Origin of the sequence: Pseudonocardia terrae, assembly GCF_021343995.1 — a bacterium.
In the GTDB taxonomy this organism is placed as follows: domain Bacteria; phylum Actinomycetota; class Actinomycetes; order Mycobacteriales; family Pseudonocardiaceae; genus Pseudonocardia; species Pseudonocardia terrae.
The window spans coordinates 103583-128619 of the sequence record NZ_JAJTTE010000003.1; the positions used below are offsets into that span (position 1 = coordinate 103583).

Here is a 25037-nt window from a genome sequence, read left to right on the forward strand (position 1 = left end):
CCGCCCGAGGCTCACACCCCGACTCGCGGGAGCCCAGAGCCCGACTCGCGGGAGCCCAGAGCCCGACTCGCGGGAAGCTCCGTGCCCTTCTCGACGGCACCGCACCGGTGACCGCCCGCCCGCGGCTCGACGCCCCGGTCCCGCTGTTCGTGCTGGCCACGGGCAAGGGGTTGGCGGTGGCCGGAGACCTGGGGTTCCCCGTCGTCGTCGGTGGCCCGGTGCTCGACGACACCCCGGCGGGTGCCGAGGCGCTCGCGGACTACCGCGACCGGGCCGGGGAGCGGGCGTACGTCGTCGTGTCGCTCGACGTGCTCGTCGGCGACGCGGAGCTCGCCCTACCGGAGGCCTGGGCGCTGGCCGCCGCGCACAGCACCGGGGAGTTCCCGCCGCTGGAGCCGTCCGATCCGGACCGGCCGCTTACCGACCGGCAACGGGCCACGGTGGAAGGAGCACTGCGGCGCACGATCGTCGGCGACGAGGCGACGGTCGCCGCGCGGCTCGACGCGCTCCTCACCCGCACCCGGGCCGACGAACTGCTGGTGAGCTCCTCGACCTACGACCGCGCGGCCCTCGCCGAGTCCGACGCCCGGCTGGCGACACTCCTCAGCTGACCGTCCGGGTGCGGCGCCGGTGCAGGAGCAGCATCGCGCCGCCGGCGAGCAGGCCCCAGAACGCCGAACCCAGACCGAGGAACGACACCCCGGCGGCGGTGACCACGAACGTCACGATCGCCGCCTCCCGGCCCTCCGGCTGCGCGACGGCCGACGTCACCGCGCCGGCCAGCGCGCCCAGCAGGGCCAGTCCCGCCACGGCCTCGACCAGGACGGGCGGGGAGAGCAGCAGCAACGCGGTGGCCAGCCCCGACCCGAGGCCCAGCACCGCCAGACCCAGCCCGGCCGTGACCGAGGCGATCCACCGCCGGTCGGGGTCCGGATCGGCGTCGGGCCCTGCGGCCAGCGCCGCGCTGATCGCGGCCAGGTTGACCGCATGCCCGCCGAAGGAGGCGGCGCCGAGGGTGGCGAGCCCCGTCGCGACGAGGATCCCGCGCAACCGCGGCACGAACCCGTACTGCGCCATCACCGCCATCCCCGGCACGTTCTGCGAGGCCATCGTGACCAGGAACAGCGGCAGCCCGATCCCGATCAGTGCCGACGGCGTGAACACCGGCGTGGTCCACTCCAGCCGTGGCGCCAGGTCGCTCCCGCCGAGGCCCGGCCCGGTCAGCGCGATGCCCGCGATCGCCACGACCAACGCGGCCGGCACCGCCCACTGCCGGGCGAACCGGGCCACCAGCGCCCAGACGACGATCACGGGCGCGGCCAGCAGCGGCACGTCGTGCAGGGCCCGGACCGGCGCGAGGCAGAGGTCGAGCAGCACCCCGGCCAGCATCGCGGCGGCGATCGGCCCGGGGATCGCGGCGATGAGCCGGCCGAGCGGTCGGACCAGCCCGGCGACGACGATCAGCGCGCCGCACAGCAGGAACGCGCCGACGGCCGCCGGGAACCCGCCCTCCGGAACACCCGAGGAGATCAGCAGCGCCGCACCCGGCGTCGACCACGCGATGCTCACGGGCATGCGGGTCCGCAGGCCCAGCACGAGCGCGACGATCCCGGACCCGACCGCGACCGCCAGCAGCCCCGACGCCGCCTGCGCCTCGGAGGCGCCGGCCGCCCGGAGCCCCGTGAGCACCACGGTGAACGAGCCGCCGAAGCCGACGATCGCCGTCACCACGCCCGCCAGCACCGGTCGTGCGATCCCGCGCACCGCGCCTCCTCCCGACCGTTCCGTTTACGGAACGCCAGCGGGATGGGACGATAACCGCGTGGACTCGACGGCGGCAAGCGAGTCGGCGCCGGCCCTGCCCGGCGGCGCCGCCCACGTCGGCCCGCGCGTGCGGGCCCTGCGGACGGAGCGGGGGATGTCGCTGTCGGAGCTGGCCCGCCGTGCGTCCGTCGGCAAGGCCACGCTCTCCGGGCTCGAGGCCGGCACCCGCAACCCCACCCTGGACACGTTGCACGCAGTGGCCGCCGCGCTCGGCGTGGCGCTGACCGCGCTCGTCGTGGGCGGCGGCAGTCCGCGCATCCGCGGCGCGGCGGTCGACATGGAGCTGCTGCGGGTGTTCGACGACGGCCCGGCCACCTACGAGCTCTACCGGATGCGGATCCCCGCCGGGGCCGAACAGGCCTCGCCGGCCCACCACCCCGGCGTCACGGAGCACGCGACGGTGTTCGCGGGCGAGCTCCAGGCCGGGCAGCTCGACGCGCCGGGGGTGGCGGGGCCGGGCGCGTATCTCGAGTGGGCCGCCGACGCTCCTCACGGATACGCCGCCGTCGGACCGGAGGACGTGCACGCCTCGCTGCTGATCCGCTACCCCACGTAGCGCGACCGCACGCAGCGGGACTGGCCGGTCACTGCGGGTGAAACGGCTGCTCAGGACCACGTTCGGGCTGATGTGACGGTTAACGCAGCCTGAGATCGGCTCGACAGAGTGAGGACCGACCCGCCGCCGGATGGACCGCCATGAGCCTGCAGCCGCGCCGGACCCTGCCCGACGACAGCCTGTCCGTCCGCGGTGCCGTGCAGCGCCCCGCGGAGCGGGCCCTCCGGCTGGCACCCCGCACCCGCGGGCCGCGGACCTGGGCCGAGTCAGCCGCCCGGCATCGCAGCCGGATCCGCCGGGCCCGGTTCGGCCGGCTGCTGCTCGCACTGGTCGTCCTCGCCGTGCTGACCGGGGCGGCCGTGATCTGGCAGCTCGCCGACGGGCGGCCCCAGCAGCTGCTCCGGGACGGGTGGGCGCTGCTCGAGCCGCGCGTCGACGACGTGGTCCGGCTGATCCGCCGGGAGTAGCTCACGAGTAGATGCGCAGCCAGTCGACCTGCATCTCGGTCGGGCGCGGGGAGCCGCCGTCCGGGAAGTAGTCGAGCTGGATGGTGGGGTGCATCGTGCCCGGCGGAAGGGTGGCCCGGTCGGTGCTGGAGAACCACTGCTGCCCGTCGAGGTAGCCGGTGATCCCGTTGGGCGTCCACTCCACGGCGTAGTTGTGCCACTGGGTGATGTCGATCTTCCGGTTCGCGGACTTCTGGTTGTTGTCCGCGCCGTAGTGCAGGAAGAACGACACCCCGTTCGAGGCGCTGTCCGTCTCGGCGAAGTCGATCTCGCCGCCGCGCGGCCACTCGATGTCGCTCGGCCAGAGGATCAGCACGGGGTGGTACTGCGAGTCGCCCGCCGGGAACTTGGCGCGCATCTCGTACCGGCCGTACTGGCGGCTGTCGTTGAACGCCATCCCGCCGGTGTTGCCGTTCGAGTCGCCGCGGATCGTGAGGATCCCGCCCGAGGTGGAGACGGCGTCGGGGGTGCGCCGGCCGTTGCCGCCGTGACCCGCGCCGTCGTACAGACCCCACTTGTCGAGGCCACCCGAGAACTCGTCGCCGCCGATCGACGTCCAGCCCAGCCGGCCGGCGGCCGTGCTGCCGTCGCCCGTGGCGACCGGACCTCGCGCCCGGGCCGGGCCGGTCCCAGGGTTCGCCGGGTTCGCCGCCGGTGGCCGCGTGGTCGTGGTGGCGTGCCGGCGCGCCGAGTCCACCGCCTGGCTCAGCGCGCCGGGGGCCGGGACGGCCGCGACGCCGGTCGAGGGTGCGTCCGGTGTGCCCTGCGCCGTGTCCGACGAGGTCAGCGACGTGGCCAGGTCGGGGCCGTCGTCGGAGACGGGGCGCAGCAGCCAGGCGACCGCGGCCGCGACGAGGACCGCGGCCAGGCCCACGGTGAGCGGGGCCCAGCGGCGCAGGGCCGAGCGCGGGGCGCGGCGGCGGCCGCGGCGGGGTTCGGGGGCCTCCCGCTCGATGTGGGTGCCGTCCGCGGAGTCGTCCGGGCCAGGGCTGTCCGGGCCGGTGGTGTCCGGTCCGTCGGGCACGCTCGGGGGCGGGCCCGCGATGATGTCGGCCGCCGTGACCACCGGCATCCCGGTGATCGGGCTGATCGGTGGTGGCCCTGCCCCCTCGGGATCGACCCGGGCCGCGGAGAGCGACGACGTGTGCGTCAGCAGCGCGGGCTCGCGCTGCGACTCGTCCGGTCCGGAGTCGAAGGCGGGGCTGAAGTCGGTGTCGGAGTCGTGGCCGTCGGCGGAGCCCGGCGCGGGGATCGTGGCCGTGGCGCCGGCGGCGTGCCGCCGGTGCGCCGAGCGGCCCGACCGGCCGGTGGGGGAGCCGTGCTCCGCGGAGAGTCGGGCGACCAGCTCGCGGGGGTCGAGCCGGTCCTCCGCGGCGGAGGGTTTCCGTCGCATGATCATGACCATATGGAGCAACGCCGTGACGACGGGGCGAAGCTGAGAGCCGAGGTTGCCTCAGCGCGCCGACAGGTCGTCGAGCGGCGCCGGAGCGCCCCGCTCTCCCCGGAATTCCCGGAGGTACTGCTCCGTTCGGAGCAGCACGACTCTCAGGGAGAGCCGCTCGTCGGACCGGTACACGCCGTTCGAACTGTTGACGGATTGTGATCGGAGGGCTTTCCCGTCAAGCTTGTCCGCGATGCTCCCCGCTGCTCCCCCGGGGGGTGCGTCCGTCTTCGTGCCGTCTCAGGCGACGGCTCGAGCGTCCGTGCCCCCGTACGCCCCCGTCCTCGTGGCGCTGCCCCCGACCGCCGCGTCCGCGTCGGTGCTGCGCTCCCTCCGTGCGGAGGGGATGCGCGCCGATCTCGCCGGCGACGGCATCGCCGTCCTCGACACGATCCGTGCCGCCCCGCCGGCCCTCCTGGTGCTCGACGTCGATCTCCCCGGACCCGAGCACGCCGCCGTCCTCGCGGCGGTCCACGCCGAGTCGCCGAGCGTGCCGGTGGTGGTGCTCACCCCGCGTGAGCGTCGCAACGCCGTGATCGCCCAGCTGCGCAGCGATCGGGACGACTACGTCCTGCGCCCCTTCTCCGTCGACGAGCTGTCCGCGCGGATCCGGCTGCGGCTGCGGCTCACCGGTGCCGTCGGGCACACGCTGATCCGCCGCGGCGAGCTGGTGGTCGACACCGAGCTCGGCGAGGTGACGGTCGACGGCAGCCCGGTGTCGCTGTCGCCCACCGAGTTCTCGCTGCTCACGGCCCTGCTCACCGAGCCGGGAGCGACGGTCTCGCACGAGGAGCTGGCCAACCAGGTGTGGCGCGAACCGGCCTCGCCCAACCTCGTCCAGGTCTACATCTCCTACCTGCGGCGCAAGATCGGCCCGGAGCGGATCCGCACGGTCCGCGGGGCCGGGTACGTGCTCGAGGGCTGAGCCGGAGCGGCCCCGGACGTACGACGGCGCCCGTCCCGGGTTCGCCGGGCGGGCGCCGTCGTGTGCCGAGCGACGGCTCGCGTTATGCGTGGGTGCGCGTGCGCCGACCGACGACGAGCCGGTAGATGCCGAGCAGCACCAGCGACCCGATCAGGGCGATCACCCAGGTGCGCAGGTCGAAGAAGCTGCCCGTGTCGACGCCGAACAGGGCGGAGCTGATCCACCCGCCCAGCAGGCCGCCCACGATCCCGATGATGCAGGTGACGATGATGCCGCCCGGGTCCTTGCCCGGCATGATCAGCTTCGCGAGGGCGCCGACGATGAGCCCGACGATGATCCAACCGATGACACCCATTGCTTCCTCCTGCGATCGCGCCGGGTTCTCCGGAGCGTGTCCGATGTGGTCGAGGAACGGGTGCCCGATGATCGGGAGCCGTAAACGGACGGTGACGATATTCGTCCCGTTCGGGCCTTCCGACAGGTCTGCTGGGCCCACCGTGGTCATCCGTCCGGGTGTACTTCCTGCCCTGCGACGGAACGAGAGATAACGCTTCGGTCCCGACCGTCCTTCCGGGAGGCCGCGGCCCCCGCGCTGTGCTAGGCAGACGCCCGGGGGGCGACCGCGGGGGTGGCCCTGCACTCAGAGTCGGGAGAGCGATATGACCATCACCGGCATCATCAGCGCGATCATCATCGGCCTCATCATCGGCGCGGTTGCCCGGTTGCTCGTACCGGGCAAGCAGAACATCCCGATCTGGCTGACTCTTGTCATCGGCCTGGTCGGCGCGTTCGTCGGCTCGGCGATCGCGCGGGCCTTCCACGTCGTGAACACCTCGGGGATCGACTGGATCGAGATCATCCTGCAGATCGTGGTGGCAGTGATCCTTGTCGTGATCGTCTCGGGCCTGTGGGCGAGGCGCGGCGCACGGCACTGACTACTGGCGCACCACTCCCACCGCACGCACGCCCGACGGGCCCGCCCTACGGGGCGGGCCCGTTGCGTGTGCTTAGGGACTCAGCTCAGTGGACGAGGCGCAGCGTGAGCGGGTAGCGGAAGTCCGTGCCCTGCGAGGCCCGGACCGTCCCCATCACCACGCAGGCGACGTAGAACACCCCGTAGAGCGGCAGCAGGATCAACCCGATACCCACGAAGATCAGCATGCCGAACACGACCGTCCACACCAGGGCGTTGATCTGGAAGTTCAGCGACTCGACCGAGTGTCGGCGCACGTAGGCCGAGTCGCCGCCCTTCACCAGCAGCACGATCAGCGGCGCGAACAGGCCGAGTGCGAACCAGGCGGACACGAAGCTGAGCACGTGCGCGGCCATGGCCCAGTTGCGCTCGTCGTCGCGCGGCACGAGAGGGGCGCCGCCGGGGTGGTCGCCGGGGTACTCGTACGGCGAGTTGCTGCTCATACCGGCAGTGAACACCCGCACCGCGGCTCCGACATCGGGGAAATGCCCGGAGATACCGGGTCGAAGGACCCCGGGGTCCGGAGAAGGCTCGGGGTCCGGAGAAGGCTCGGGTCAGGAGAACGTGCGGGCGGCCTCGAGGAACCGGTCGTCCTCCTCCGGCGTGGTGACGGTGACCCGCACCCCGTCCGGGTGGAACGGCCTGACCACCACCTTGTGGTCCAGGCAGTGCGCCGCGAAGTCCGCGGTCCGCTCGCCGAGCGAGAGCCACACGAAGTTCGACTGGGTGTGCGGCACCGTGAAGCCGGCCGCGAGCAACGCCTCGCGCACCCGGACCCGTTCGCCCACGGCTTCCTTGCACGCCGCCAGCAGCTCGGTCGCGTGGTCCAGGGCCGCGATCGCCCCCGCCTGGGCCACGGTGCTGATGCTGAAGGGCGCGCAGACCTTCTTCAGCGCCGTCGCGATCTCCGGCGCGGTGACGGCGTAGCCGACCCGCAGGCCCGCCAGCCGGTAGGCCTTGGAGAAGGTCCGCAGCACCACCAGGTTCGGGTAGCGGTCGATCAGGGGCAGCCCGTCCACGGCCTCGGGGTCCGTGACGTACTCGTGGTAGGCCTCGTCGAGGGCCACGACGACGTCGGGACCCACCGCGTCCATGAACCGCTCGAACTCCTCCCGGTGCACCACGGTGCCGGTGGGGTTGTTCGGGCTGCAGACGAACACGAGCCGGGTGCGCGGGGTGACGGCCGCGGCCATGGCCTCGAGGTCGTGCCGGAAGTCGCCGTCGAGCGGCACGGTGACGGCGCGGGCGTTCCCGATCTGGGTCACGATCGGGTAGGCCTCGAAGGACCGCCACGCGTAGAGGACCTCGTCCGTGGTCTCCCGGCAGGTGATCTGCACGAGCTGCTGGCAGAGGCTGACCGAGCCGCAGCCCACCGCGATCCGGTCCGGCGTGACGTCGAGCTCCGAGGCGAGCCGCTCGCTCAGCGCGACGACGGCCAGGTCGGGGTACCGGTTGCCCGCGGCCGCGGCCTCGGCGATCGCCGCCAGCACCGGTGCGGTCGGGGGGAGCGCGACCTCGTTGCTCGCCAGCTTGATCGCCCCGGGGATCGCCCGGCCAGGAACGTAGGCGGGCAGTGTGTCCAGGTCGGGGCGGATCGGCGTCATGTGCGTCACGGTAACCCGCCCCGTCCCCGGCGTGCGCCGCAGTCGTGGAAGGCTGTCCACATGAGCGAGATCCGCACCGAGGCGGTGCCCCTGGTCGACGGCTCCGACCTGCGCCTCACGGTCGCGGAACCCGAGGGCCCGGCCCGCGGCGGCATCGTCGTCCTGCACGAGGCGCGCGGGGTGACCGACACCGTGCGCCGGCTGGTCGAGGGGATCGCCGGCGACGGCTGGCTGGTCGTCGCGCCCCACCTCTACCACCGCGACGGGGCCGACGAGCTCGACGGCGCCGAGGACCAGGTGGCCGACCACGTCGCCCGGCTCGACGGCGAGCAGGTGATGGCGGACACCGACACCGCCTTCGGCTGGCTCGCCGACCACGACGTCCCACCGGACCGCATGGGTGTCATCGGCTTCGACCTCGGCGGCAGCGTCGCGCTGCTGGTGGCGGCGCGGCGCAGGCTGGGCGCCGCGGTCACCGTGGGGGGCGGCGGGATCGACGAGCCGGTGGGCCCGCTGCCCGCGCTGGTGGCCGCCGCGCCCGGCCTGACCTGCCCCTGGCTGGGCATCTACGGCGACCGGGACGACAAGGCCGAGCTGGACCGGCTGCTCGACGCCGCGCGCGAGTCCGAGGTCGCCGCCGACCTCGTCACCTACCCGGGCTCCGGCCACCGTTTCGACGACGACCCCGCCACGGCCGCCGACGCCTGGCAGCGCATGCTCAACTGGTTCGACTCGCACCTGCGCTGAACCCCGCACGCCGCCCTGGTCACACGGGGGTGGCCCGCTCCCACGGCGTCGGCGACGATGACGCCATGACTCTCGACGCCGACGTCCCCGAGGTCCTCTGGTCCCCGTCACCGGAGCAGGCCGGTCGCACCGCGATCGCGGAGTTCGCCCGATGGGTGCAGGAGCACAAGGGCGTCGAGCTGGGGTCGGACACCGACTACGCGGAGCTGCACGCCTGGTCGGTGCGCGACCTGGAGGGGTTCTGGGCCGCGGCGGCGGAGTTCCTCGGAGTGATCTTCCGGGACGAGCCGACGGCGGTGCTGGGCTCGCGGGAGATGCCCGGCGCGGAGTGGTTCCCGGGCGCCACGCTGAACTACGCCGAGCACGCGCTCACCCCGGGCCCCGGGCGTGAGGACGCCGACACCGCGGTGGTGTTCGCCCGCGAGGACGGGCTGGAGCGCACCGTCACCCACGCCGAGCTGCGCGACCAGGTCGCCCGTGCCCGCGCCGGGCTGGTCGCCGCGGGCGTCGCCGAGGGGGACCGGGTGGTGGCGCTGGCCCCGAACTCGGTCGAGACCCTGGTCACGTTCCTCGCGGCGGCCTCACTGGGAGCCGTGTGGTCCTCGTGCTCGCCGGACTTCGGCGCGCGGGCGGTGCACGACCGCTTCGCCCAGATCGAGCCGGTCGTTCTGCTGGCCGTCGACGGCTACCGCTACAACGGCAAGGCCTTCGACATCCGCAACACCGTCGCTGCGCTGCAGGAGCAGCTGCCGACCGTGCGGCGGACCGTGCTGGTGCCCTACCTCGACCCGGAGGCGACGCTGGAGGGCACCACGCCCTGGGCGGAGTTCACCGCCGAGGCGGGGCCGCTGGAGTTCGAGGCGGTGCCCTTCGACCACCCGCTGTGGGTGCTCTACTCGTCGGGCACCACGGGCCTGCCCAAGGGCATCGTGCACAGCCACGGCGGGATCGTGCTCGAGCACCTCAAGGCCATGCGCTTGCAGAACGACCTGGGGCCGGGGGAGACCTTCTTCTGGTTCACCACCACCGGCTGGATGATGTGGAACTTCCTGGTCGGCGGGCTTCTCGTCGGATCGACGATCCTGCTGTTCGACGGCAACCCCGGATTCCCCGACCTCGGCGCCCTCTGGGCGCTGGCCGAGAAGCACGGCGTCACGGTGTTCGGGGTGTCGGCGCCCTTCGTGCAGTCCTGCCTGAAGAAGGGCCTGCGGCCGCGGGACTCCTACGACCTGTCCCGGATGCGGGCGCTCGGCTCCACCGGCTCCCCGCTGTCCGTGGAGGGCTTCCGCTGGATCGCCGAGGCCTGCGGCGAGCACATCCAGATCTGCTCGGTGTCCGGCGGTACGGACGTCTGCGCGGCGTTCGTGTGCTCGGCCCCGACCGTGCCGGTGTGGCTGGGCGAGCTGTCGGTCGCGGCGCTCGGGGCGGACGTGCACTCGTTCGACGAACGTGGCGAGGATCTCGTCAGTGCTGATCCGGTCGAGGTGGGCGAGCTCGTCATCACCCAGCCGATGCCGTCCATGCCGGTGAGGTTCTGGAACGACCCGGACGGCAGCCGGCTGCGCGAGGCCTACTACGAGATGTACCCCGGAATCTGGCGGCACGGGGACTGGGTGCGGGCCACCCCGCGCGGCTCCTTCGTGATCTACGGCCGCTCGGACTCCACCCTCAACCGCGGCGGGGTCCGGATGGGCACCGCGGACTTCTACGCCGTCGTCGAGGGCTTCGAGGAGGTCGCCGACTCCCTTGTGATCGACACCACCGCGTTGGGCGCGAGGGAGGAGGGCGCGCTGCTGTGCTTCCTCGTGCTGGCCCCGGGGGCGTCGCTGGAGGACGTCGAGCCGAGGCTGCGCAAGGCGCTGCGCAGCGAGCTCTCGCCCCGGCACGTGCCGGACCGGTTCGTGGTCGTCGACGCCGTGCCGCGCACCCTGAACGGCAAGAAGTGCGAGGTCCCGGTCAAGAAGATCCTCGCCGGCGTCAGCCCGGACAAGGCGGTGAGCAAGGGTGCGCTGCAGAACCCGGACGCCCTCGCCCCCTTCCTCGAGCTGGCCGACGCGCCCCGCTGAGGGCGTGCCGGAACGCGGACCCGGGGTGGGGTGCGAACCCCCTCCGGGCCGTGTGTACTCTTGGTCCCGCTGGAGGCCGAGAGGCCCCGGGAGGCTTCGCCTAGTCTGGTCTATGGCGCCGCACTGCTAATGCGGTTTGGGGTAACCCCCCATCCCGGGTTCAAATCCCGGAGCCTCCGCACCGGTAGGGCCGACTCCCGGGTCGGTTCGGCCAGGTTGTATAACTGAACACGGCACGCGCCCGTAGCTCAACGGATAGAGCATCTGACTACGGATCAGAAGGTTAGGGGTTCGAATCCCTTCGGGCGCACAGCACGGACTCGGGCCCTGACCAGTACGTATGGTCAGGGCCCGCCTCGTTCCGAGTCGCCGAAGTGGATCGCGATCCACGGTCTGATCCACATGCGTTCCCAGCTTCCAGTTTGTGACCGCCGTGCAGGAGCCGCCGAAGCCGCGGCAACGGGGCAGCGTCCGCCGGATGCGCGACAGGTTCCAGGTGCGCGTGTCGGCCGGCGAGGACCCCAGCACAGGGCGAGCGGATCATCCTCACGGACAGCGTCCCGATCGAGCTGCCGGGCAACGCACGCTCGGAGCAGGCGGCCCAGAAGGAGGCTGAGAAGCTCCGGGGCGCTCAGGGCCGCACGCGAATGACGGTCTTGCCCTTGCGCCGCTCGGTCGGGTTGAGCGCGGGGATGGCCTCGTCGAGGGTCGCGAGGGTTCCGACGTGCGTGCGAAGGCGCCCGTCTCGCACCCGGTCGACGATCTCCACCAGCTGACCCGGAACGGACTCGACGACGAAGTCGACCGCCAAGCCGTCGACGGGGCGAGCCTCAACAGGTCCGACCACCGACACCAGCGTTCCGCCAGGCCGGATGATGCCGGCCGAGCGCCTTTGGACATCACCGCCGATGACATCGAAGACCAGGTCGACCCTGCCGATGTCGTCGAGATCCTCGTGGTCGAGATCGAGGAACTCGTTCGCGCCGAAGTCGAGCGCGGCCTGGCGGTCCGCCGCCCGACCGGTACCGATGACGTGGGCGCCGAACTCCCGGGCGAGCTGCGTCACCACAGATCCGACGGCGCCGGCGGCGCCGTGGGCGAGGAGGCTCTGCCCCGCCTGGAGGCGACCGTGCTGGAACAGGCCCTGCCACGCGGTCAGGCCGGAGATCGGCAGACTCGCACCCAGCGTGAAGTCGACGTTCCCCGGCAGCGGCGCAAGGTTGCGTGCCTCCACGGCCGCGTACTCGGCCAGCGTTCCGTCGCGGTGCCAGTCCGTGATCCCGAACACTCGCTGTCCCAGGGAGAGTCCCGTCGTGCCGTAGCCGAGGGAGCAGACCACTCCGGCGAACTCATGGCCGATGATCGCCGGGACGCGATCGTGACCGGAGCGATCGACCCACGTCGAGGGCCACTCCCACTCTGCGGGGACGAAGCCCGACGCGTGGACTTCAACGACGACGTCGTTGATCGCCGGCGTCGGCTCGGGCCGCTCCGCCAGCGTGATCCCGGCCGCTTCCGCGGCCTGATCCATCGCGACGACTGCCTTCATGGGTGCCTCCGTATCGGGTGCTCGCCGGCACTGTGCGCCGTTTTGGGCTTGCTAGCCCACTGGCGGCAGTCAACACGACGCGAGTGTGGGCTGTCAAGCCCAATTTGGGTTATCGTGTGGGTCATGGAAGCCGCAACGGAAGCTCGGGTGCCGCAGAAGCTCACGGACAAGGGGCGGGCGACCCGAGCCCGCATCCTCGAGCACGCCGCGGAGCTCATCTACACCAAGGGCGTCCACGCGACGAACAACGAGCAGCTCCGTCGCGCCGCCGGCGTCAGCGGGTCGCAGCTCAACCACTACTTCCCGACCAAGGAGAGCCTTGTCCTCGCGGTCATCGAATGGCAGGCCGAGCGCGTCCTCACGTTCCATCGCAGCGAGCGGTTCACCCACTTCGACAGCCTCGACTCGCTTCGGGAATGGGCGGGCGTCTACATCGCCTACGAGCGCTCCTACCAGGAAGGCTGCAGCCTCGGCTCGCTCGCCGGCGAGATCATCAAGACCGACCTCGACGTTCACGCGGAACTCGCGAACGCGTTCGAGCAGTGGAGAGACATCTTCCGGGATGGACTCGAACGGATGCAGAGACTCGGCCGCATCAGCACTGAGGCCGATCCCACCCGACTGGCCTATCTCCTGCTCTCCGCCTTTCAGGGTGGCATGCTCCTCGCCCAGGTCGCCCGCGACATCGCCCCGCTGAAAGACGCCCTGCGGGCAGCCATCGACCACGTGCAGACATTCGCGATGCCCCCTGCTGCCGACGTACTCGGAGATGTCACTGAGGCCCAGCCCGAGCAGCCCGGCCGGCCACCGCACACTCACCAGTCGCTGAGCTCAACGGTCACGTCCGGCTGATCCACGCTGCTCGGATGCCCGCCGATGAACAACTCGTCGTCGCCGTAGCAGGCGAAATGCACCAACCAGGTCACCGAGATCGCGACGTGGTCGTCGTGGGTGAACACCGCCTCGAGCCGAGCACGCTGCCGGTCGGACAGCAGCGCCAGGCGGGTCCGCAGGGTGCGTCGCACCCGGTAGAGCGGGTCCCCGCTGCGGCCGGATGAACAGCCCGTGGCGGGCGGCCCGCACCGCGGGCATCACCGGGGTCGGAGACGTCACACCGCGTCGGTGAGGGCCCGGCAGAGCGCCACGATCAGGTCGGTCTGGGTCACCATGCCGCACAGCCCGCCGTCGGCGTCGACGATCACCGCGGCGTGGGCGTGGCCGTCGGTCAGCGCGCGGCTCAGCGCCAGCGCGGGCAGGTCGGCGGGTGCGGTCAGGGGCGGCGAGGCCACCTCGCTGACGCAGGAGGCCGGACGCACGAGCTCGCGGAGCCCGACCGTGCCCACGACGGTGCCGTCGGGACCGAGCACCGGCAGCGTGCGGACGTCGTGGGCGAGCAGCAGGGCCCGCGCGGTCTCCGGGGTGTCGTGCACGGTCACGCGGACGACCTCGCGCGACATCACGTCACCCGCCGTCGGCTCGCCGTGCCGGCGGACGAGGGCCTGGGTCTCCACCTCCCGCAGCAGGAGCCCGATGTCCTCCCGGCTGATGTCGAACGCCTCACCGACCTCGATCAGCGCCCGGTCGACGTCCTCGGCGCGGAACCGGCTGCGGCGCTCCGCCGGATCGACGCGCGGTGCCCGGTGGGGGTAGGTGTGGCCGGTGAGCCGGTGGAACAGCCAGCCCATCCCGACGAGGACGACCGAGTTCAACCCGACCGGGACGAACGCGAACAACGGGCCGGCCGCGGCCACCACGCTGCCGCCGATCACGATCGTCAACGCCGCGGCGCCCCCGGGCGGGTGCAGGCACCGGCACAGCGACATGGCCGCGATCGCCCCACCCACTGCGAGCCCGGCGGCGAGGACCGTGTCGTGGACGAATGCCGTCACCCCGATTCCGACCAGCGCCGAGAGCACGTTGCCGCCGATGACCGACCAGGGCTGGGCGAGCGGGCTCGTGGGCACCGCGAACACGAGGACGGCCGACGCCCCGACCGGCGCGACGAGGAAGGGCAACGCCGCCTTCGGCCCCACGACGAAGTAGCCGAGCAGCGCGGTGACGCAGAGGGCGGCGAGCGCCCCACCGCACGCGAGCAGGCGCTCGCGGAGCGTGGCACCGGCCAGGATCGGACGGAAGAGGCAGCGGATCCGACCCATCCGCGCACCACCCTGCCCCGTCCGTGCCGTCGCGACCGGCGGCGACGGGCCCACGAATGTTACGGGCGGACGACGTCGCAGTTGACCATCGAACCGGGCCGTGCATCCCCGTCCGAGCGGCCCCGTCCGACCGGCGTTGCCGGGGCCCGCCCCGCAGGTGGGGCTGGGATTTCGGGGTCCGCCGGGCGCACACTGGACGGGCCCCGGCCCGCCCGCCGGGGTGCCTCGCCTCTCGTGACGTCCGGTGTCACAGCGGGCGTGGCCGAACCGGACGAGGGCGTTCAGGGGGTGCGAGGCATGGTCTCGAGACGGTCACCGGCCGAGCGGCAGACGTGGACCGCGGACGAGCAGGCGGAGCTGAACCGGCGGGCGCGGGCCCGCCGCCGGGTGCTCGGCCTTCCGGGGACGGCGGCCGACGCCGGACTCGACGTCGACGGCGGGCCCGAGCTCGTCGAGGTGGTGGGCCCCGACGCCGCCGGGATCCCGGACCCGGCCGTGGAACCGGTCGTCGTGGACGTCCCGGAGCCGCGCCGGCCGGGCTGACGCCTCCGGTACCCCGGGCCGATGATCGGCCGGCGTCCGGCCAGCGGTCGCGAAGGTCCCCGGGCTTCGTCATCCTCGGAGGTATGGCGGACGACTCGGGCTTCTACAGCATCCGGTTCGGCGCGGACCCGGTGCAGCTCGCCTTCTTCCGGGCGGGGCTGGACCGTTGGCTCCAGGCGCTGGAGTGGCCCGAGGCCGAACGTGTGGACGCCATCCTCGCCGTGAGCGAGGCCTGTACGAACGCGGTCAAGCACGCCTACGCCGGCGGCGTCCCCGGGGACGTCGAGGTGGTCGGCCGGCTGGTGGTCGGGCCCGCGAGCCGCCAGGTCGTCGTGACGGTGCGCGACGAGGGTGTGTGGCGCCCGGACCACGGCGACAAGGGCTACGGCATGAGCGTCATGCGCGGCTGCATGGAGCGGGTCTCGATCCGCCGCGACGACGTCGGCACGACCGTCACGCTCGTCAGCGTCCCGGTGCCGCTGCTCGGCGCCCCGGACGGTTCCGGGCTCGCCGCCGCCGAGTGAGCCCCCCTCCAGAGGGAGGGCTCAGGGGGTCCGGAGGGCCCAGACGTCGCAACCGTCGAACGTCGTGGTGCGGACCTGGTCGGCGTTGTCGCGCAGCCAGTTCGCCAGCGGGCCGGTGAGCTGCCCCGGCACCGGGTTCGCGAACCAGCGCGCCCCCTGCGCGCGCATGCTCGCGAGCCGGTTCGGGTCGTACTGGTCGGCGGCCAGCACCCAGCCGTACCGGTCGGCCCGGTAGAGGATCACCGGCTCCTGGTAGTTGTTCGCGACGCCGTCCTCGGTCGTGGTGCTGTCCGTGCCGACGACCACCAGGTCGCCCGGGGCGGAGACCGCCGCCAGCTGGGTGGCGCAGGTGCCGAGGGCGCCCGCGTTGGGGTTGAAGGACTGGCGGAAGACGTTGAGCGACTGGGCGCCCAGCGCGAGCACGGCCACCACCCCGAGTGCCGCGACGAGGCGCGGGCCGACCCGCCCGCGCACCAGCCGCTGCGCCGCGACCAGGCCGATGCCGATCGTGATCGCGGCGTAGGGCAGCGAGTAGACGTGGTACTGGATGCCGAGGTCGGAGCCGCTGTAGCGGCCGACCGCGAAGTAGTAGACGACGAGCGCGACCGCACCGGCCAGCAGGAAGGGCGCGGCCGCCGCGCCGCGTCGGTGTCGCCACAGCCACGCCGCGCCCAGCAGCGCGAACGGCACCCCGACCACGCCGTAGATGAACAGCACCTCGCTGCGCAGGTTGCCGAGGTAGAAGTCGGCGCCCAGCCACATGGCGAGGTTGCCGAACTTGTCGTCGCCCCCGGAGATCACGCCGAAGGTGTTGCCGTAGGTCTCGTAGAGGCTCGAGGCGTGCCGCAGCCACAGCACGGGCAGCACGAGCGCGGCGACGCCCGCCAGGTAGACCGAGGGCCGGCGCAGCCGGTCGCGCGCCGCGAGCAGCAGCCAGAGCGCCATCACCAGCCCGACGTGCAGCGAGGTCGGCTTGGCGAGCCCGGCGAGCGAGACCGCCCCGGCCGCGGCCACCAGCCACACCGGACGGTCCTCCTGCAGCCAGCGACAGAAGAACAGCAACGCCAGCAGCGTGAAGGCGAGCACCGTGGCCTCGGGCATGAAGGCCGTGCCCCAGCGCATGAACGCCGGCGAGACCGCCCAGGCGATCAGCGCCCACCGGGCGGCCGCGGGCGGCAGGATCCGCTTCGCCAGCCCCCAGAACGCCGCCGTCGCGACGAGCATGAAGGCCAGCGACACCAGCCGGCCGAGGAACTCGTGGTCGCCGAAGAGCGTGTAGAGGACGCCGGTGAGCCACGGCATGATCGGCAGCTCGGACTCGACGTAGCCCGGCCCGTTCCCGCCCCAGTTGATCTGCGGCATGAACAGGTTGAGCCCGTGCTCGGCGTAGTTGCGGGCCATCGACGCGGTGTCGGACTGGCGCCAGATGTCGCCGGGATAGGTCAGGGGGCCGAAGGCACGGACCACCGACAGGGCCGTGACGACTCCGAGCACGAGCAGCGCGGCGCGACCCAACAGATCCGGTCGCGGGCGCTCGGGGGCCAGGGCCGTCGGTGGCCGGTCGATGTCGAGCTGCACCCGTCACATCGTGCACAGGTTGCCTGTGGGCACCCTGAGGACCCCTCCGTTGGTCCGCTCGGAGTCGACGGATGCGTCGCGCGGCATAGGATCGGTGTCGACTCCCCACCGTCGGATCCCGCAGCGAGGAGGGTCCGGGAATGTCCGCGCTCCGCCCCGAGATCGCCCAGTCCTGGCAGCGACTCTCGTCCTCCGGGCTGGATCCCGCCGCGTGCCTCGACGCCGGCGCGGCCGTCGAGCCCGACCCCGGCACCCGGCTGCGCCGCGCGGCGGGTCCGGTGCTCACCGCGCTCGAGGGCCACCTGCACGGCTCCCGGTTCGCGCTCGTCCTGGCCGACCGGGAGACGCGGCTGGTCGACATCCGGTTCGGCTCGCCCGAGCTGGAGCCGGTGCTGCAGTCCGTGGGCGTGGTGCCGGGGATGTTGTTCACCGAGCGGGTCAGCGGCACGAACTCGGTGGCCACGGTCGCCGAGCTGCGCCGGGGGATCGCCGTCGTCGGCGCGGAGCACTACCTGGAGTCGCTGAAGCGGTTCGCCTGCTACGGGGTGCCGATCCGGGACCCGTTGACCGGGCGGCACGCCGGCGTCCTGGACATCACCTGCCTGACCGCCGACGCCAGCCCGCTGCTGCGGCCCTTCCTGCTCGGCGCCGCCCAGCAGATCGCCGACGGCATGCTGGCCGAGGCCCGCGGCTCGCACCGGCGCGTGCTCGCGGCGTTCGAGGCGGCGCGGCTGCGGGCGACGGGGCCGCTGGTGGCGTTCGGGCCCGACCTCGTGCTGACCAACGACGCCGCGGCCGACCTGCTGCAGCCCGTCGACCACGCCGCCCTGCAGGCCCTGCGGCACGGGCGGCCGGGGCCGGTGCGCACCGAGGTCGAGCTGGCGTCGGGCGCGCGGATGGTCGCCCGCGTCGAGCCGGTCGGCGCCGGGGGTTTCCTCGTCGAGCTCGAACGGCCGGAGCGGCCGCCGGCGGTGCGCGGGGTGATGCCCGTGCCGGACCGGGACTGGCATGCCGAGCTGCGGCCGCGGATCCGGCGCTACCGCGCGGAGCAGGCGAACGTGCTGGTGCTCGGGGAACCCGGCACGGGCCGGACGACGGTCGCGACGGAGCTCGCCGGCGCGGGGGTGCCGGTGCTGGCCGGTGCGCACGTCGCGCTGGCCGACACGGCGGTGCCGCTGGCCGAGGCGACCGGCGGGGGCACCCTCCTGGTCGAGGACGCCCACCTGCTCGCGCCGGCCGTCGCGGCGCACCTGGGCCGCGAGGTGGACCGGCGGGGTGTGCGGCTCGTGCTGACCGCCGGCGTCGGCGGGCTGCCGGCCGGGGAGACGGCGGCGTTCGGGGCCCGCTGCCCGGTCCGCCTGGAGCTGCCGACCGTGCGCAGCCGGCGCGATCGTGTCCCGGCCCTCGCCGGGACGCTGCTGCGGGAGCGCGCTGGCACCGCCGTCCGCTTCACCACCGGAGCGCTGCGGACCCTCGCCGCGCACGACTGGCCGGGCAACCTGCGCGAGCTCGCCACGGTCGTCGGGTACGTCGCCGGGCGCCGGTCGGCGGGCGACCTCACCGAGGCCGACCTGCCGCCCGGCTACCGGGAGGGGCCCCGCGAACCGGTCCCGGGTGCCCTCTGGCAGGCGGAGCGGGACGCGATCGTCCGCTGTCTGGAGAGCTGCGGGGGCAACAAGGTGCACGCCGCGCGCCGGCTGGGGATCAGCCGGACCACGCTCTACCGCCGGATCCGCGAGCTGCACATCGACCCGGAGGCGTTGCGCGAGCGGCCGGCGTGAGACTCCGCCTCCGGCGAGGCCGGGTTCTCCCGGCCCCGCCGCGGCGGATCAGGTGTCCCGGACTCAGTGCTCGTGGACGAGCACGCCGCGGACGTTCTTGCCGTTGAGCAGGTCCTCGTAGCCCTCGTTGACCTGCTCGAGGGTGTACGTCCTGGTGATCAGCTCGTCGAGCTTGAGGTCCCCGGACTGGTACAGGCCCAGGATCTTCGGGATGTCGGTGGTCGGGTTGCAGTCGCCGAACAGCGACCCCTTCACCGTCTTCTTGAACAGCGTCATGATCGAGCCGGGCAGGTTGACGTTCTGCGTCGACAGCTTGTTCAGCCCGGTCAGCACGACTGTGCCGCCCTTGCCGATCGCGTCGAACGCGCCGGTCACGATCTCCTCGGTCACGAGGCCCGCGGTCACGACGGCCTTGTCGGCGCCGTTGCCGTTGGTCATCTGGCGGGCGAGGTCGGCCGCCTCCTCGATGCTGCCCACGGCGTGGGTCGCGCCGAGCTCCATGGCCTTCTCCCGCTTGTTCTGCAGCGGGTCGACGGCGATGAGGTTCTTCGCACCGGCGTAGCGGGCGCCCTGCACGGCGTTGATGCCGATGCCGCCCACGCCGGAGACGATCACGGTCTCTCCCGGCCGGACGTCCGCGGCGTTGACCGCCGAACCCCACCCGGTCGGCACGCCGCAGCCGACGAGCACGGCCTTGTCGAGCGGCAGGTCGTCGTCGACCTTGACCACCGAGTTCTGGTGGATGGTCGCGTACTGGGAGAAGGTGCCCAGCATGCACATCGCGCCGTAGTTGCCCTTGGGGCCGGTGAACGGGAAGCGCTCGCCGGGCAGGTAGCCCTCGAGGATGGTGGCGCCCATGTCGCAGATGGCCTGCTGGCCGGTGGCGCACCAGCGGCAGACGCCGCAGTTCGGGATGAACGAGCACACGACGTGGTCGCCCGCCTTCACGCGGGTGACGCCCGGGCCGACCTCCTCGATGATGCCGGCGCCCTCGTGGCCGAGCACCATCGGCAGGCGGGCCTCGAGGTCGCCGTGGGAGATGTGCACGTCGGAGTGGCACAGCCCGGCGTAGGTGTAGCGGATCAGGACCTCGCCGTCCTTGGGACCGTCGAGCTCCAGCTCCTCGATCTCGATCGGCTTGCCGGTCTCGTAGACGACCGCGGCCTTGGTCTTCATGCGGGGATCGACTCCTTCGTCGTTCTCGGGGAGGCTGCTGACGCCACCTTCCCCGAGCCTTCCCCGTCCGAGGTGTTTCATGTTTGGACACCCGCACAGGACAGCCTGTCCGGGTGACCCTCGTGCGCTCGACCTCGCCACCCCACCGAGGGTCGCCGCCCCGGCCGCGTTCGGCTGGTCCTAGTAGGCGCCGGCGACCTGGTGGGTGGTGGCGTTCAGCCGGTTCCACAGGTTGATGTGCGCGATCGAGAGGATCAGCGCGCCGAGCTGCTGCTCGTCGAACTGCGCGGCCGCCTCCTCGAACACCTCGTCCGGCACCGGGTCGGACCGGTCGGCCAGTCGGGTCACGGCCTCGGTCAGGGCCAGCGCGGCACGTTCCTCGTCGCTGAAGAAAGGGGCGTCGCGCCAGCCGGCCACGGTGTCGATGCGCTCGTCCGACTCACCGGCCTTGCGCAGGGCACGGGCGTGCATGTGCAGGCACACCCCGCAGCCGTTGATCTGGCTCGCGCGCAGGTGGACCAGCTCCAGGACGGTCTCCGAGATCCCGGTCGCCTTCTCGGCCTCGCCGAGCGCCTGCAGCGCCTGGAGGGCACCCGGGACGACCATGGCGGGGTTGGTCATGCGTGCGGACATGTCGGTCTCCTTCCGTGCCGCCGTCACAACGGCGGGTTCTGGTGGGTCACCACCTCGACACGCGCCGACGGGAGGATGTGACAGATGGACCTCGTCCAGGACTTCGAGGAGCACCGGCCGTACCTGCGCCAGGTGGCGTACCGGGTGCTGGGCTCGCTCAGCGAGGCCGACGACGCCGTGCAGGAGGCCTGGATCCGGCTGCACCGCGCGGACCCGGAACACGTGGAGAACCCGCGGGCCTGGCTGACCACGGTCGTCGCCCGGGTGGCGCTCAACCAGCTGCGCGCCCGGCGGACCCGCCGCGAGGAGCCCTTCCCGGACCACCTGCCGGACCCGATCGTCCGCCGCGACGCCGCGGACGACCCCGAGTACGGCGCCGAGCTCGCCGACTCGGTCGGGCTCGCGCTGCTGGTGGTGCTGGAGACCCTCGCCCCGGACGAGCGGCTGGCGTTCGTGCTGCACGACATGTTCGGGCTGCCCTTCGACGAGATCGCGCCGTTGGTCGAGCGCACCCCGGCCGCGGCCCGCCAGCTGGCCAGCCGCGCCCGCCGCCGGGTGCGCGGGGTGGGGCCCGCGCCGCATCCCGACCGGGCCGCCCGTCGCGAGGTGGTCGACGCGTTCCTCGCCGCGGCCCGCGAGGGGGACATCGAGGGCCTGGTCGCGGTCCTCGACCCGGACGTCGTGCTGCGCGCCGACACCGGCACCGGGCTGCGCGCGGTGCACGGGGCGCGGGTCGTGGCCGGCCAGGCGGCGGCCTACCGCAGCGAGGACCAGGTCCGGCACCCGGTGCTGGTCAACGGCGAGCCCGGCGTGCTCGGCACGATCGACGGCCGCCCGGTCGCGCTGCTGGCGTTCACCGTCGTCGGCGACCGGATCACGGAGATCGACATCCTGGCCGACCCCGCCCGGCTCGCGAGGCTGGACCCGGAGCTGCTCCGCTGATCAGCGGATGGTGCAGCGCTGCGGCGGGCGGCTACGTTCACCGGCCACGGCAGCGCTGCCCCGGAGGCGACCATGTACCTCACCCAGGCCCTGCACCGGGCGGTCCAGCAGACCCCCGACCTTCCCGCCACGATCTCGGGGGACCGGGTGCGGACATGGGCGGAGTCGTACGACCGGGTCGCCCGGCTCGCCGCCGGCCTGCGGGACCTCGGTTGCGGGCCGGGGGACCGGGTCGCGATGCTGTCGCTCAACTCCGACCGCTACCACGAGTACCTGTTCGCGGTGCCGTGGACGGACGGTGTGCTCGCCCCGGTCAACGTGCGCTGGAGCCGGCCGAGATCGCCTACTCGCTGCGCGACGCCGGGGTGCGGCTCCTGCTGGTCGACGAGGCCTTCGCGGAACTGCTGCCCACCCTGCGCGCACGGACCCCGGACCTGCGCACCGTCGTCTACTGCGGGGACGGTCCCGCGCCGGAGGGCACGGTCGCGCACGAGGTGCTGATCGCCGGCCACGAGCCGGTCGAGGACGCCCGCCGGGGCGGGGACGCGCCCGCCGGGATCTGGTACACGGGCGGCACCACCGGCACGCCCAAGGGCGTGGTGCTCAGCCACGCCAACCTGCTGGCGTCGGTGCTGGCAGCGCCGCGACCGGTGCCGTGATGACCCCCGGCGGCCGCGTGCTGCACGCGGCCCCGATGTTCCACCTCGCCGCCGGGAGTGCATGGATCGCCCGCAACGTCGTCGGCGGCGCGCACGTCGTCATCCCTTCGTTCAGCCCGGGCGCGGCGGCCGAGGCGATCGCGCGCCACGGCGTCACCGACTGCTGCTGGTCCCGGAGGCCGCCGAGGCCGACCTCTCCAGCGTGCGACGGCTGCTGTACGGCGCCTCGCCGATCTCGGAGACGGTGCTCGAGCGGGCCGCCAAGCGACTGCCGGGAGCGGAGTTCGTGCAGGTCTACGGCATGACGGAGCTCTCGCCGAGTACGACTCTGCTCGCTCCCGCCGACCACGCCGTCGACCGGCTGCGGCGCTCGGCGGGCCGGGCGGCCCCGCACGCCGAGGTCCGGATCGTCGACGCCGAGGACCGCGAGGTGTCGCGCGGGACGGTCGGCGAGATCGTGGCTCGCGGACCGCACGTGATGCTGGGCTGCTGGAACCGGCCCGAGGAGACGGCCGCGGCGGTGCGGGACGGGTGGATGCACACCGGCGACGGCGGATGGATGGACCCCGAGGGCTACGTCTTCGTCGTCGACCGGCTCAAAGGACATGATCGTCACCGGCGGGGAGAACGTGTACTCCGCCGAGGTGGAGAACGCCCTTGCCGCGCACCCGCCGGTGGCCGCCTGCGCCGTGATCGGGGTGCCCGACGACGAGTGGGGCGAGCGGGTGCACGCCGTCGTCGTCCGGGCGCCGGGTAGCGACCCCGATCCCACTGAGCTTCGGGAGCACGTCAAGGGCCGGATCGCCGGGTACAAGGCGCCGCGGGCGGTGGAGTTCGTCGAGGCCCTGCCGATGTCGGGCGCGGGCAAGGTGCTCAAACGGGAACTGCGGGCGCGGCACTGGGCCGGGGCCGACCGGAACGTCTCATGACCGGTTCAGGTCCGGCCGATCCGGCATTTCGTCACCCGGATGTCACATCCAGCGCTTGACGCAGCGGCGCACAGCGGCAATCGTCAGTGTTCGGACTATCTCGGGAGCCGAGGCCGGAGGAGCCATGGACCAGAACCTGTTCAACGAGATCTGCCTGCAGCAGCTGACCCTCTCGGCGGTGCACGAGGGCGAGACGGTCGCGGTGCTGACCCGCGGGAACGAGCGCGCGGAGTACCCCGACGCGTTCCTCTGGGCGATCGGCAAGCTGGGCGCGCAGGGCTTCCACCTGCGACTCCCGGCGCCGACGAGCGCGTCGGGGGCGTGGGCGGTCGGCGACTCCGGGCTGGCGGACAACCGGCTGGCGGTGGAGGCGCTCAAGAGCGTCGACATGGTCGTCGACTGCACGTTCCTGCTGTTCTCCCCGGAGCAGTTCGAGATCCAGGCCGCCGGCACCCGGATCCTGACCGCGGTCGAGCCGGCCCCGCTGCTGGCCCGGTTGATGCCGACCACGGAGCTGCGCGAACGCGTGGAGATCGGCGCGGAGCTGCTGGCCAAGGCGCAGACCATGCGGATCATCAGCCCGCACGGCACCGACGTCACCTACACCCTGGGCGTGTACCCGACGTTGAGCGAGTACGGCTACACCGACCAGCCCGGCCGTTGGGACCACTGGCCGGCCGCGTTCGTGTTCACCGGCGGCGCCGACGACGGCGTCGACGGGAAGATCGTCCTCGCGCCGGGGGACGTGCTGCTGCCGTTCAACACCTACGTGCAGACCCCGGTGGAGATCACCATCGAGGAGGGGTTCATCCGCGACATCCGCGGTGGCGCCGGTTCCTCGGGGCTGGACGCGGACCTGCTCAGGAGCTACATCGAGTCGTTCGACGACCCGCGCGGCTACGGCATGAGCCACGTCGGGTGGGGCCTCGACGAGCGCGCGCACTGGCACGGGCTGACCCAGTTCGGCGGCGGCATGGGCATGGAGCTGCGCAGCTTCTACGGCAACGTCATGTTCTCCATCGGCCCGAACAACGAGCTCGGCGGGCCGAACGACACCGCGTGTCACTTCGACATCCCGATGCGCGGCAACAGCCTCTACCTCGACGACGAGCTGATCGTCGACGCCGGTGAGCTCACCGTCCCGGACATGCGGCCGGTGAACCGGCGATGAGCACGGATCACCACATCGGGATGATCGTCCCGAGCTCCAACCTCACGATGGAGACCGAGCTGCCGCGGATGCTGCGCGCCCGCGAGGAAGTCGACCCGGAGCACCGGTTCGTCTTCCACTCCGCGCGGGCCCGGATGCAGCACGTCACCCCGGAGCAGCTGCGGGCGATGAACGCACAGGCCGAACGGGCGGCGACCGAGCTGGCCGACGCCCGGCCCGACGTCGTCGCCACCGCCTGCCTGGTCGCGATCATGGCCCAGGGGCCCGGGTACCACTGCACCGCCGAGGAGTCGATCACCGCGGCTCTCCGGGCGGAGGGGTCGCAGGCGCCGGTGGTGTCCAGCGCGGGCGCGCTGCTCGACGGCATCACCGCCCTCGGCGTGTCCCGGGTCGCGATCATCACGCCGTACATGAAGCCGCTGACCCGGGCGGTGGTCGAGTACCTGGAATCGGCCGGGGTCGAGGTCGTGGACTCGCTGTCGCTGGAGGTGCCGGACAACCTCGCGGTCGCCCGGCTCGACCCCGCCGACCTGCGGAAACACCGCCAGGAGCTGGACCTGTCCCGGGCCGACGCGCTGGTGCTGTCCGCGTGCGTGCAGATGCCGTCGCTGCCCTCGATCCAGCCGGTCGAGGACGAGCTCGGCATCCCGGTGCTCTCCGCCGCCACCGCGACCACCTATCGGATCCTCCAGGAGCTGGGCCTGCCGCCGGTGGTCCCGGGAGCCGGGCGCCTCCTGGCCTCGTGAACGCGCGC

The 25037-nt window shown here is 72.9% G+C and carries 26 protein-coding genes, 2 tRNA genes and 2 pseudogenes; 19 read left to right on the forward strand and 11 right to left on the reverse strand.

Going from position 1 to position 25037, the window contains the following annotated elements:
• Nucleotides 1-107: 107 nt before the first annotated feature.
• The gene (locus LWC33_RS02875; RefSeq protein ID WP_233302615.1) at nucleotides 108-611 is read left to right on the forward strand and encodes a hypothetical protein; all 504 of its coding nucleotides are present in this window, start codon (nucleotides 108-110) and stop codon (nucleotides 609-611) included.
• On the opposite strand, the gene LWC33_RS02880 is transcribed toward LWC33_RS02875, so the two are convergent.
• Nucleotides 604-1764 (reverse strand): benzoate/H(+) symporter BenE family transporter, encoded by a 1161-nt coding sequence (locus tag LWC33_RS02880; protein ID WP_233302616.1) that lies wholly within the window; start codon nucleotides 1762-1764, stop codon nucleotides 604-606. The genes LWC33_RS02875 and LWC33_RS02880 overlap by 8 nt on opposite strands.
• Before the next feature lie 58 nt (nucleotides 1765-1822).
• On the opposite strand from LWC33_RS02880, the gene LWC33_RS02885 reads away from it, so the two are divergent.
• Complete coding sequence (locus LWC33_RS02885; RefSeq protein ID WP_233302617.1) at nucleotides 1823-2380, forward strand: XRE family transcriptional regulator; 558 nt, start codon at nucleotides 1823-1825, stop codon at nucleotides 2378-2380.
• A gap of 140 nt (nucleotides 2381-2520) precedes the next feature.
• Nucleotides 2521-2847 (forward strand): hypothetical protein, encoded by a 327-nt coding sequence (locus LWC33_RS02890; RefSeq protein WP_233302618.1) that lies wholly within the window; start codon nucleotides 2521-2523, stop codon nucleotides 2845-2847.
• 1 nt (nucleotide 2848) lies between these two features.
• On the opposite strand, the gene LWC33_RS02895 is transcribed toward LWC33_RS02890, so the two are convergent.
• A complete protein-coding gene (locus LWC33_RS02895; RefSeq protein ID WP_233302619.1) occupies nucleotides 2849-4279 on the reverse strand; it encodes a glycoside hydrolase family 16 protein in 1431 nt (476 codons plus the stop codon).
• A gap of 310 nt (nucleotides 4280-4589) precedes the next feature.
• On the opposite strand from LWC33_RS02895, the gene LWC33_RS02900 reads away from it, so the two are divergent.
• Nucleotides 4590-5252 (forward strand): response regulator transcription factor, encoded by a 663-nt coding sequence (locus tag LWC33_RS02900; protein WP_233302620.1) that lies wholly within the window; start codon nucleotides 4590-4592, stop codon nucleotides 5250-5252.
• A gap of 82 nt (nucleotides 5253-5334) precedes the next feature.
• On the opposite strand, the gene LWC33_RS35745 is transcribed toward LWC33_RS02900, so the two are convergent.
• Nucleotides 5335-5757, reverse strand: coding sequence for a GlsB/YeaQ/YmgE family stress response membrane protein (locus LWC33_RS35745; RefSeq protein WP_308190895.1), 423 nt, complete (start codon nucleotides 5755-5757; stop codon nucleotides 5335-5337).
• Nucleotides 5758-5911: 154 nt separating this feature from the next.
• Between LWC33_RS35745 and LWC33_RS02910 the strand changes: the two genes are divergently transcribed.
• Nucleotides 5912-6187, forward strand: coding sequence for a GlsB/YeaQ/YmgE family stress response membrane protein (locus tag LWC33_RS02910; RefSeq protein ID WP_233302621.1), 276 nt, complete (start codon nucleotides 5912-5914; stop codon nucleotides 6185-6187).
• An 85-nt stretch (nucleotides 6188-6272) separates the two neighbouring features.
• On the opposite strand, the gene LWC33_RS02915 is transcribed toward LWC33_RS02910, so the two are convergent.
• Nucleotides 6273-6668, reverse strand: coding sequence for a DUF4870 domain-containing protein (locus tag LWC33_RS02915; protein ID WP_233302622.1), 396 nt, complete (start codon nucleotides 6666-6668; stop codon nucleotides 6273-6275).
• 111 nt (nucleotides 6669-6779) lie between these two features.
• Nucleotides 6780-7829: a histidinol-phosphate transaminase gene (gene hisC, locus LWC33_RS02920; protein ID WP_233302623.1), complete on the reverse strand. Its 1050-nt coding sequence runs from the start codon at nucleotides 7827-7829 to the stop codon at nucleotides 6780-6782.
• Between the two features lie 60 nt (nucleotides 7830-7889).
• Here hisC and LWC33_RS02925 point away from each other — a divergent pair, with 60 nt between their 5' ends.
• The 4 genes from LWC33_RS02925 to LWC33_RS02940 all read left to right on the forward strand — a co-directional run bounded on the left by LWC33_RS02925 (nucleotide 7890) and on the right by LWC33_RS02940 (nucleotide 10952).
• Entirely contained in the window at nucleotides 7890-8576 is a 687-nt protein-coding gene (locus LWC33_RS02925; protein ID WP_233302624.1) for a dienelactone hydrolase family protein, read from the forward strand.
• A gap of 65 nt (nucleotides 8577-8641) precedes the next feature.
• A complete protein-coding gene (locus tag LWC33_RS02930; RefSeq protein WP_233302625.1) occupies nucleotides 8642-10642 on the forward strand; it encodes an acetoacetate--CoA ligase in 2001 nt (666 codons plus the stop codon).
• Nucleotides 10643-10731: 89 nt separating this feature from the next.
• Nucleotides 10732-10821: transfer RNA gene (locus LWC33_RS02935), tRNA-Ser, on the forward strand.
• A 58-nt stretch (nucleotides 10822-10879) separates the two neighbouring features.
• A tRNA-Arg gene (locus LWC33_RS02940) sits at nucleotides 10880-10952 on the forward strand.
• 321 nt (nucleotides 10953-11273) lie between these two features.
• On the opposite strand, the gene LWC33_RS02945 is transcribed toward LWC33_RS02940, so the two are convergent.
• Complete coding sequence (locus LWC33_RS02945) at nucleotides 11274-12191, reverse strand: NADP-dependent oxidoreductase (RefSeq protein WP_233302626.1); 918 nt, start codon at nucleotides 12189-12191, stop codon at nucleotides 11274-11276.
• Nucleotides 12192-12314: 123 nt separating this feature from the next.
• Here LWC33_RS02945 and LWC33_RS02950 point away from each other — a divergent pair, with 123 nt between their 5' ends.
• Nucleotides 12315-13043: a TetR/AcrR family transcriptional regulator gene (locus tag LWC33_RS02950; RefSeq protein ID WP_233302627.1), complete on the forward strand. Its 729-nt coding sequence runs from the start codon at nucleotides 12315-12317 to the stop codon at nucleotides 13041-13043.
• Here LWC33_RS02950 and LWC33_RS02955 read toward each other — a convergent pair.
• Together LWC33_RS02955 and LWC33_RS02960 are read right to left on the reverse strand one after the other, a co-directional pair.
• Nucleotides 13007-13216, reverse strand: coding sequence for a hypothetical protein (locus tag LWC33_RS02955; protein WP_233302628.1), 210 nt, complete (start codon nucleotides 13214-13216; stop codon nucleotides 13007-13009). The genes LWC33_RS02950 and LWC33_RS02955 overlap by 37 nt on opposite strands.
• A gap of 84 nt (nucleotides 13217-13300) precedes the next feature.
• A complete protein-coding gene (locus LWC33_RS02960; protein ID WP_233302629.1) occupies nucleotides 13301-14347 on the reverse strand; it encodes an HPP family protein in 1047 nt (348 codons plus the stop codon).
• Nucleotides 14348-14644: 297 nt separating this feature from the next.
• On the opposite strand from LWC33_RS02960, the gene LWC33_RS02965 reads away from it, so the two are divergent.
• Nucleotides 14645-14890 carry a hypothetical protein gene (locus LWC33_RS02965; protein WP_233302630.1) on the forward strand — a complete coding sequence of 82 codons (246 nt, stop codon included), beginning with the start codon at nucleotides 14645-14647 and terminating at the stop codon, nucleotides 14888-14890.
• 83 nt (nucleotides 14891-14973) lie between these two features.
• The gene (locus LWC33_RS02970) at nucleotides 14974-15414 is read left to right on the forward strand and encodes an ATP-binding protein (RefSeq protein WP_233302631.1); all 441 of its coding nucleotides are present in this window, start codon (nucleotides 14974-14976) and stop codon (nucleotides 15412-15414) included.
• 21 nt (nucleotides 15415-15435) lie between these two features.
• Here LWC33_RS02970 and LWC33_RS02975 read toward each other — a convergent pair whose 3' ends face one another.
• A complete protein-coding gene (locus tag LWC33_RS02975) occupies nucleotides 15436-16992 on the reverse strand; it encodes an ArnT family glycosyltransferase (protein ID WP_233302632.1) in 1557 nt (518 codons plus the stop codon).
• Nucleotides 16993-17132: 140 nt separating this feature from the next.
• Between LWC33_RS02975 and LWC33_RS02980 the strand changes: the two genes are divergently transcribed.
• Nucleotides 17133-18773: a sigma-54-dependent Fis family transcriptional regulator gene (locus LWC33_RS02980; protein WP_233302633.1), complete on the forward strand. Its 1641-nt coding sequence runs from the start codon at nucleotides 17133-17135 to the stop codon at nucleotides 18771-18773.
• Between the two features lie 63 nt (nucleotides 18774-18836).
• Here the strand turns inward: LWC33_RS02980 and LWC33_RS02985 are convergent, their stop codons facing one another.
• The gene (locus LWC33_RS02985; protein ID WP_233302634.1) at nucleotides 18837-19949 is read right to left on the reverse strand and encodes an NDMA-dependent alcohol dehydrogenase; all 1113 of its coding nucleotides are present in this window, start codon (nucleotides 19947-19949) and stop codon (nucleotides 18837-18839) included.
• A 180-nt stretch (nucleotides 19950-20129) separates the two neighbouring features.
• The gene (locus LWC33_RS02990) at nucleotides 20130-20582 is read right to left on the reverse strand and encodes a carboxymuconolactone decarboxylase family protein (RefSeq protein WP_233302635.1); all 453 of its coding nucleotides are present in this window, start codon (nucleotides 20580-20582) and stop codon (nucleotides 20130-20132) included.
• Between the two features lie 84 nt (nucleotides 20583-20666).
• Between LWC33_RS02990 and LWC33_RS02995 the strand changes: the two genes are divergently transcribed.
• The 6 genes and pseudogenes from LWC33_RS02995 to LWC33_RS03020 all read left to right on the forward strand — a co-directional run bounded on the left by LWC33_RS02995 (nucleotide 20667) and on the right by LWC33_RS03020 (nucleotide 25029).
• Nucleotides 20667-21524: a sigma-70 family RNA polymerase sigma factor gene (locus LWC33_RS02995; RefSeq protein ID WP_233302636.1), complete on the forward strand. Its 858-nt coding sequence runs from the start codon at nucleotides 20667-20669 to the stop codon at nucleotides 21522-21524.
• A 72-nt stretch (nucleotides 21525-21596) separates the two neighbouring features.
• Nucleotides 21597-22183, forward strand: a pseudogene (locus LWC33_RS03000) (AMP-binding protein).
• Between the two features lie 61 nt (nucleotides 22184-22244).
• A pseudogene (locus LWC33_RS03005) lies at nucleotides 22245-22616 on the forward strand (AMP-binding protein); the annotation flags it as partial.
• 172 nt (nucleotides 22617-22788) lie between these two features.
• Nucleotides 22789-23112 carry an AMP-binding enzyme gene (locus LWC33_RS03010; protein ID WP_233302637.1) on the forward strand — a complete coding sequence of 108 codons (324 nt, stop codon included), beginning with the start codon at nucleotides 22789-22791 and terminating at the stop codon, nucleotides 23110-23112.
• 124 nt (nucleotides 23113-23236) lie between these two features.
• A complete protein-coding gene (locus tag LWC33_RS03015) occupies nucleotides 23237-24283 on the forward strand; it encodes a 2,5-dihydroxypyridine 5,6-dioxygenase NicX family protein (RefSeq protein WP_233302638.1) in 1047 nt (348 codons plus the stop codon).
• The gene (locus tag LWC33_RS03020) at nucleotides 24280-25029 is read left to right on the forward strand and encodes a maleate cis-trans isomerase family protein (protein ID WP_255690683.1); all 750 of its coding nucleotides are present in this window, start codon (nucleotides 24280-24282) and stop codon (nucleotides 25027-25029) included. The genes LWC33_RS03015 and LWC33_RS03020 overlap by 4 nt, the downstream gene beginning before the upstream one ends.
• The last annotated feature ends 8 nt before the right edge of the window (nucleotides 25030-25037 follow it).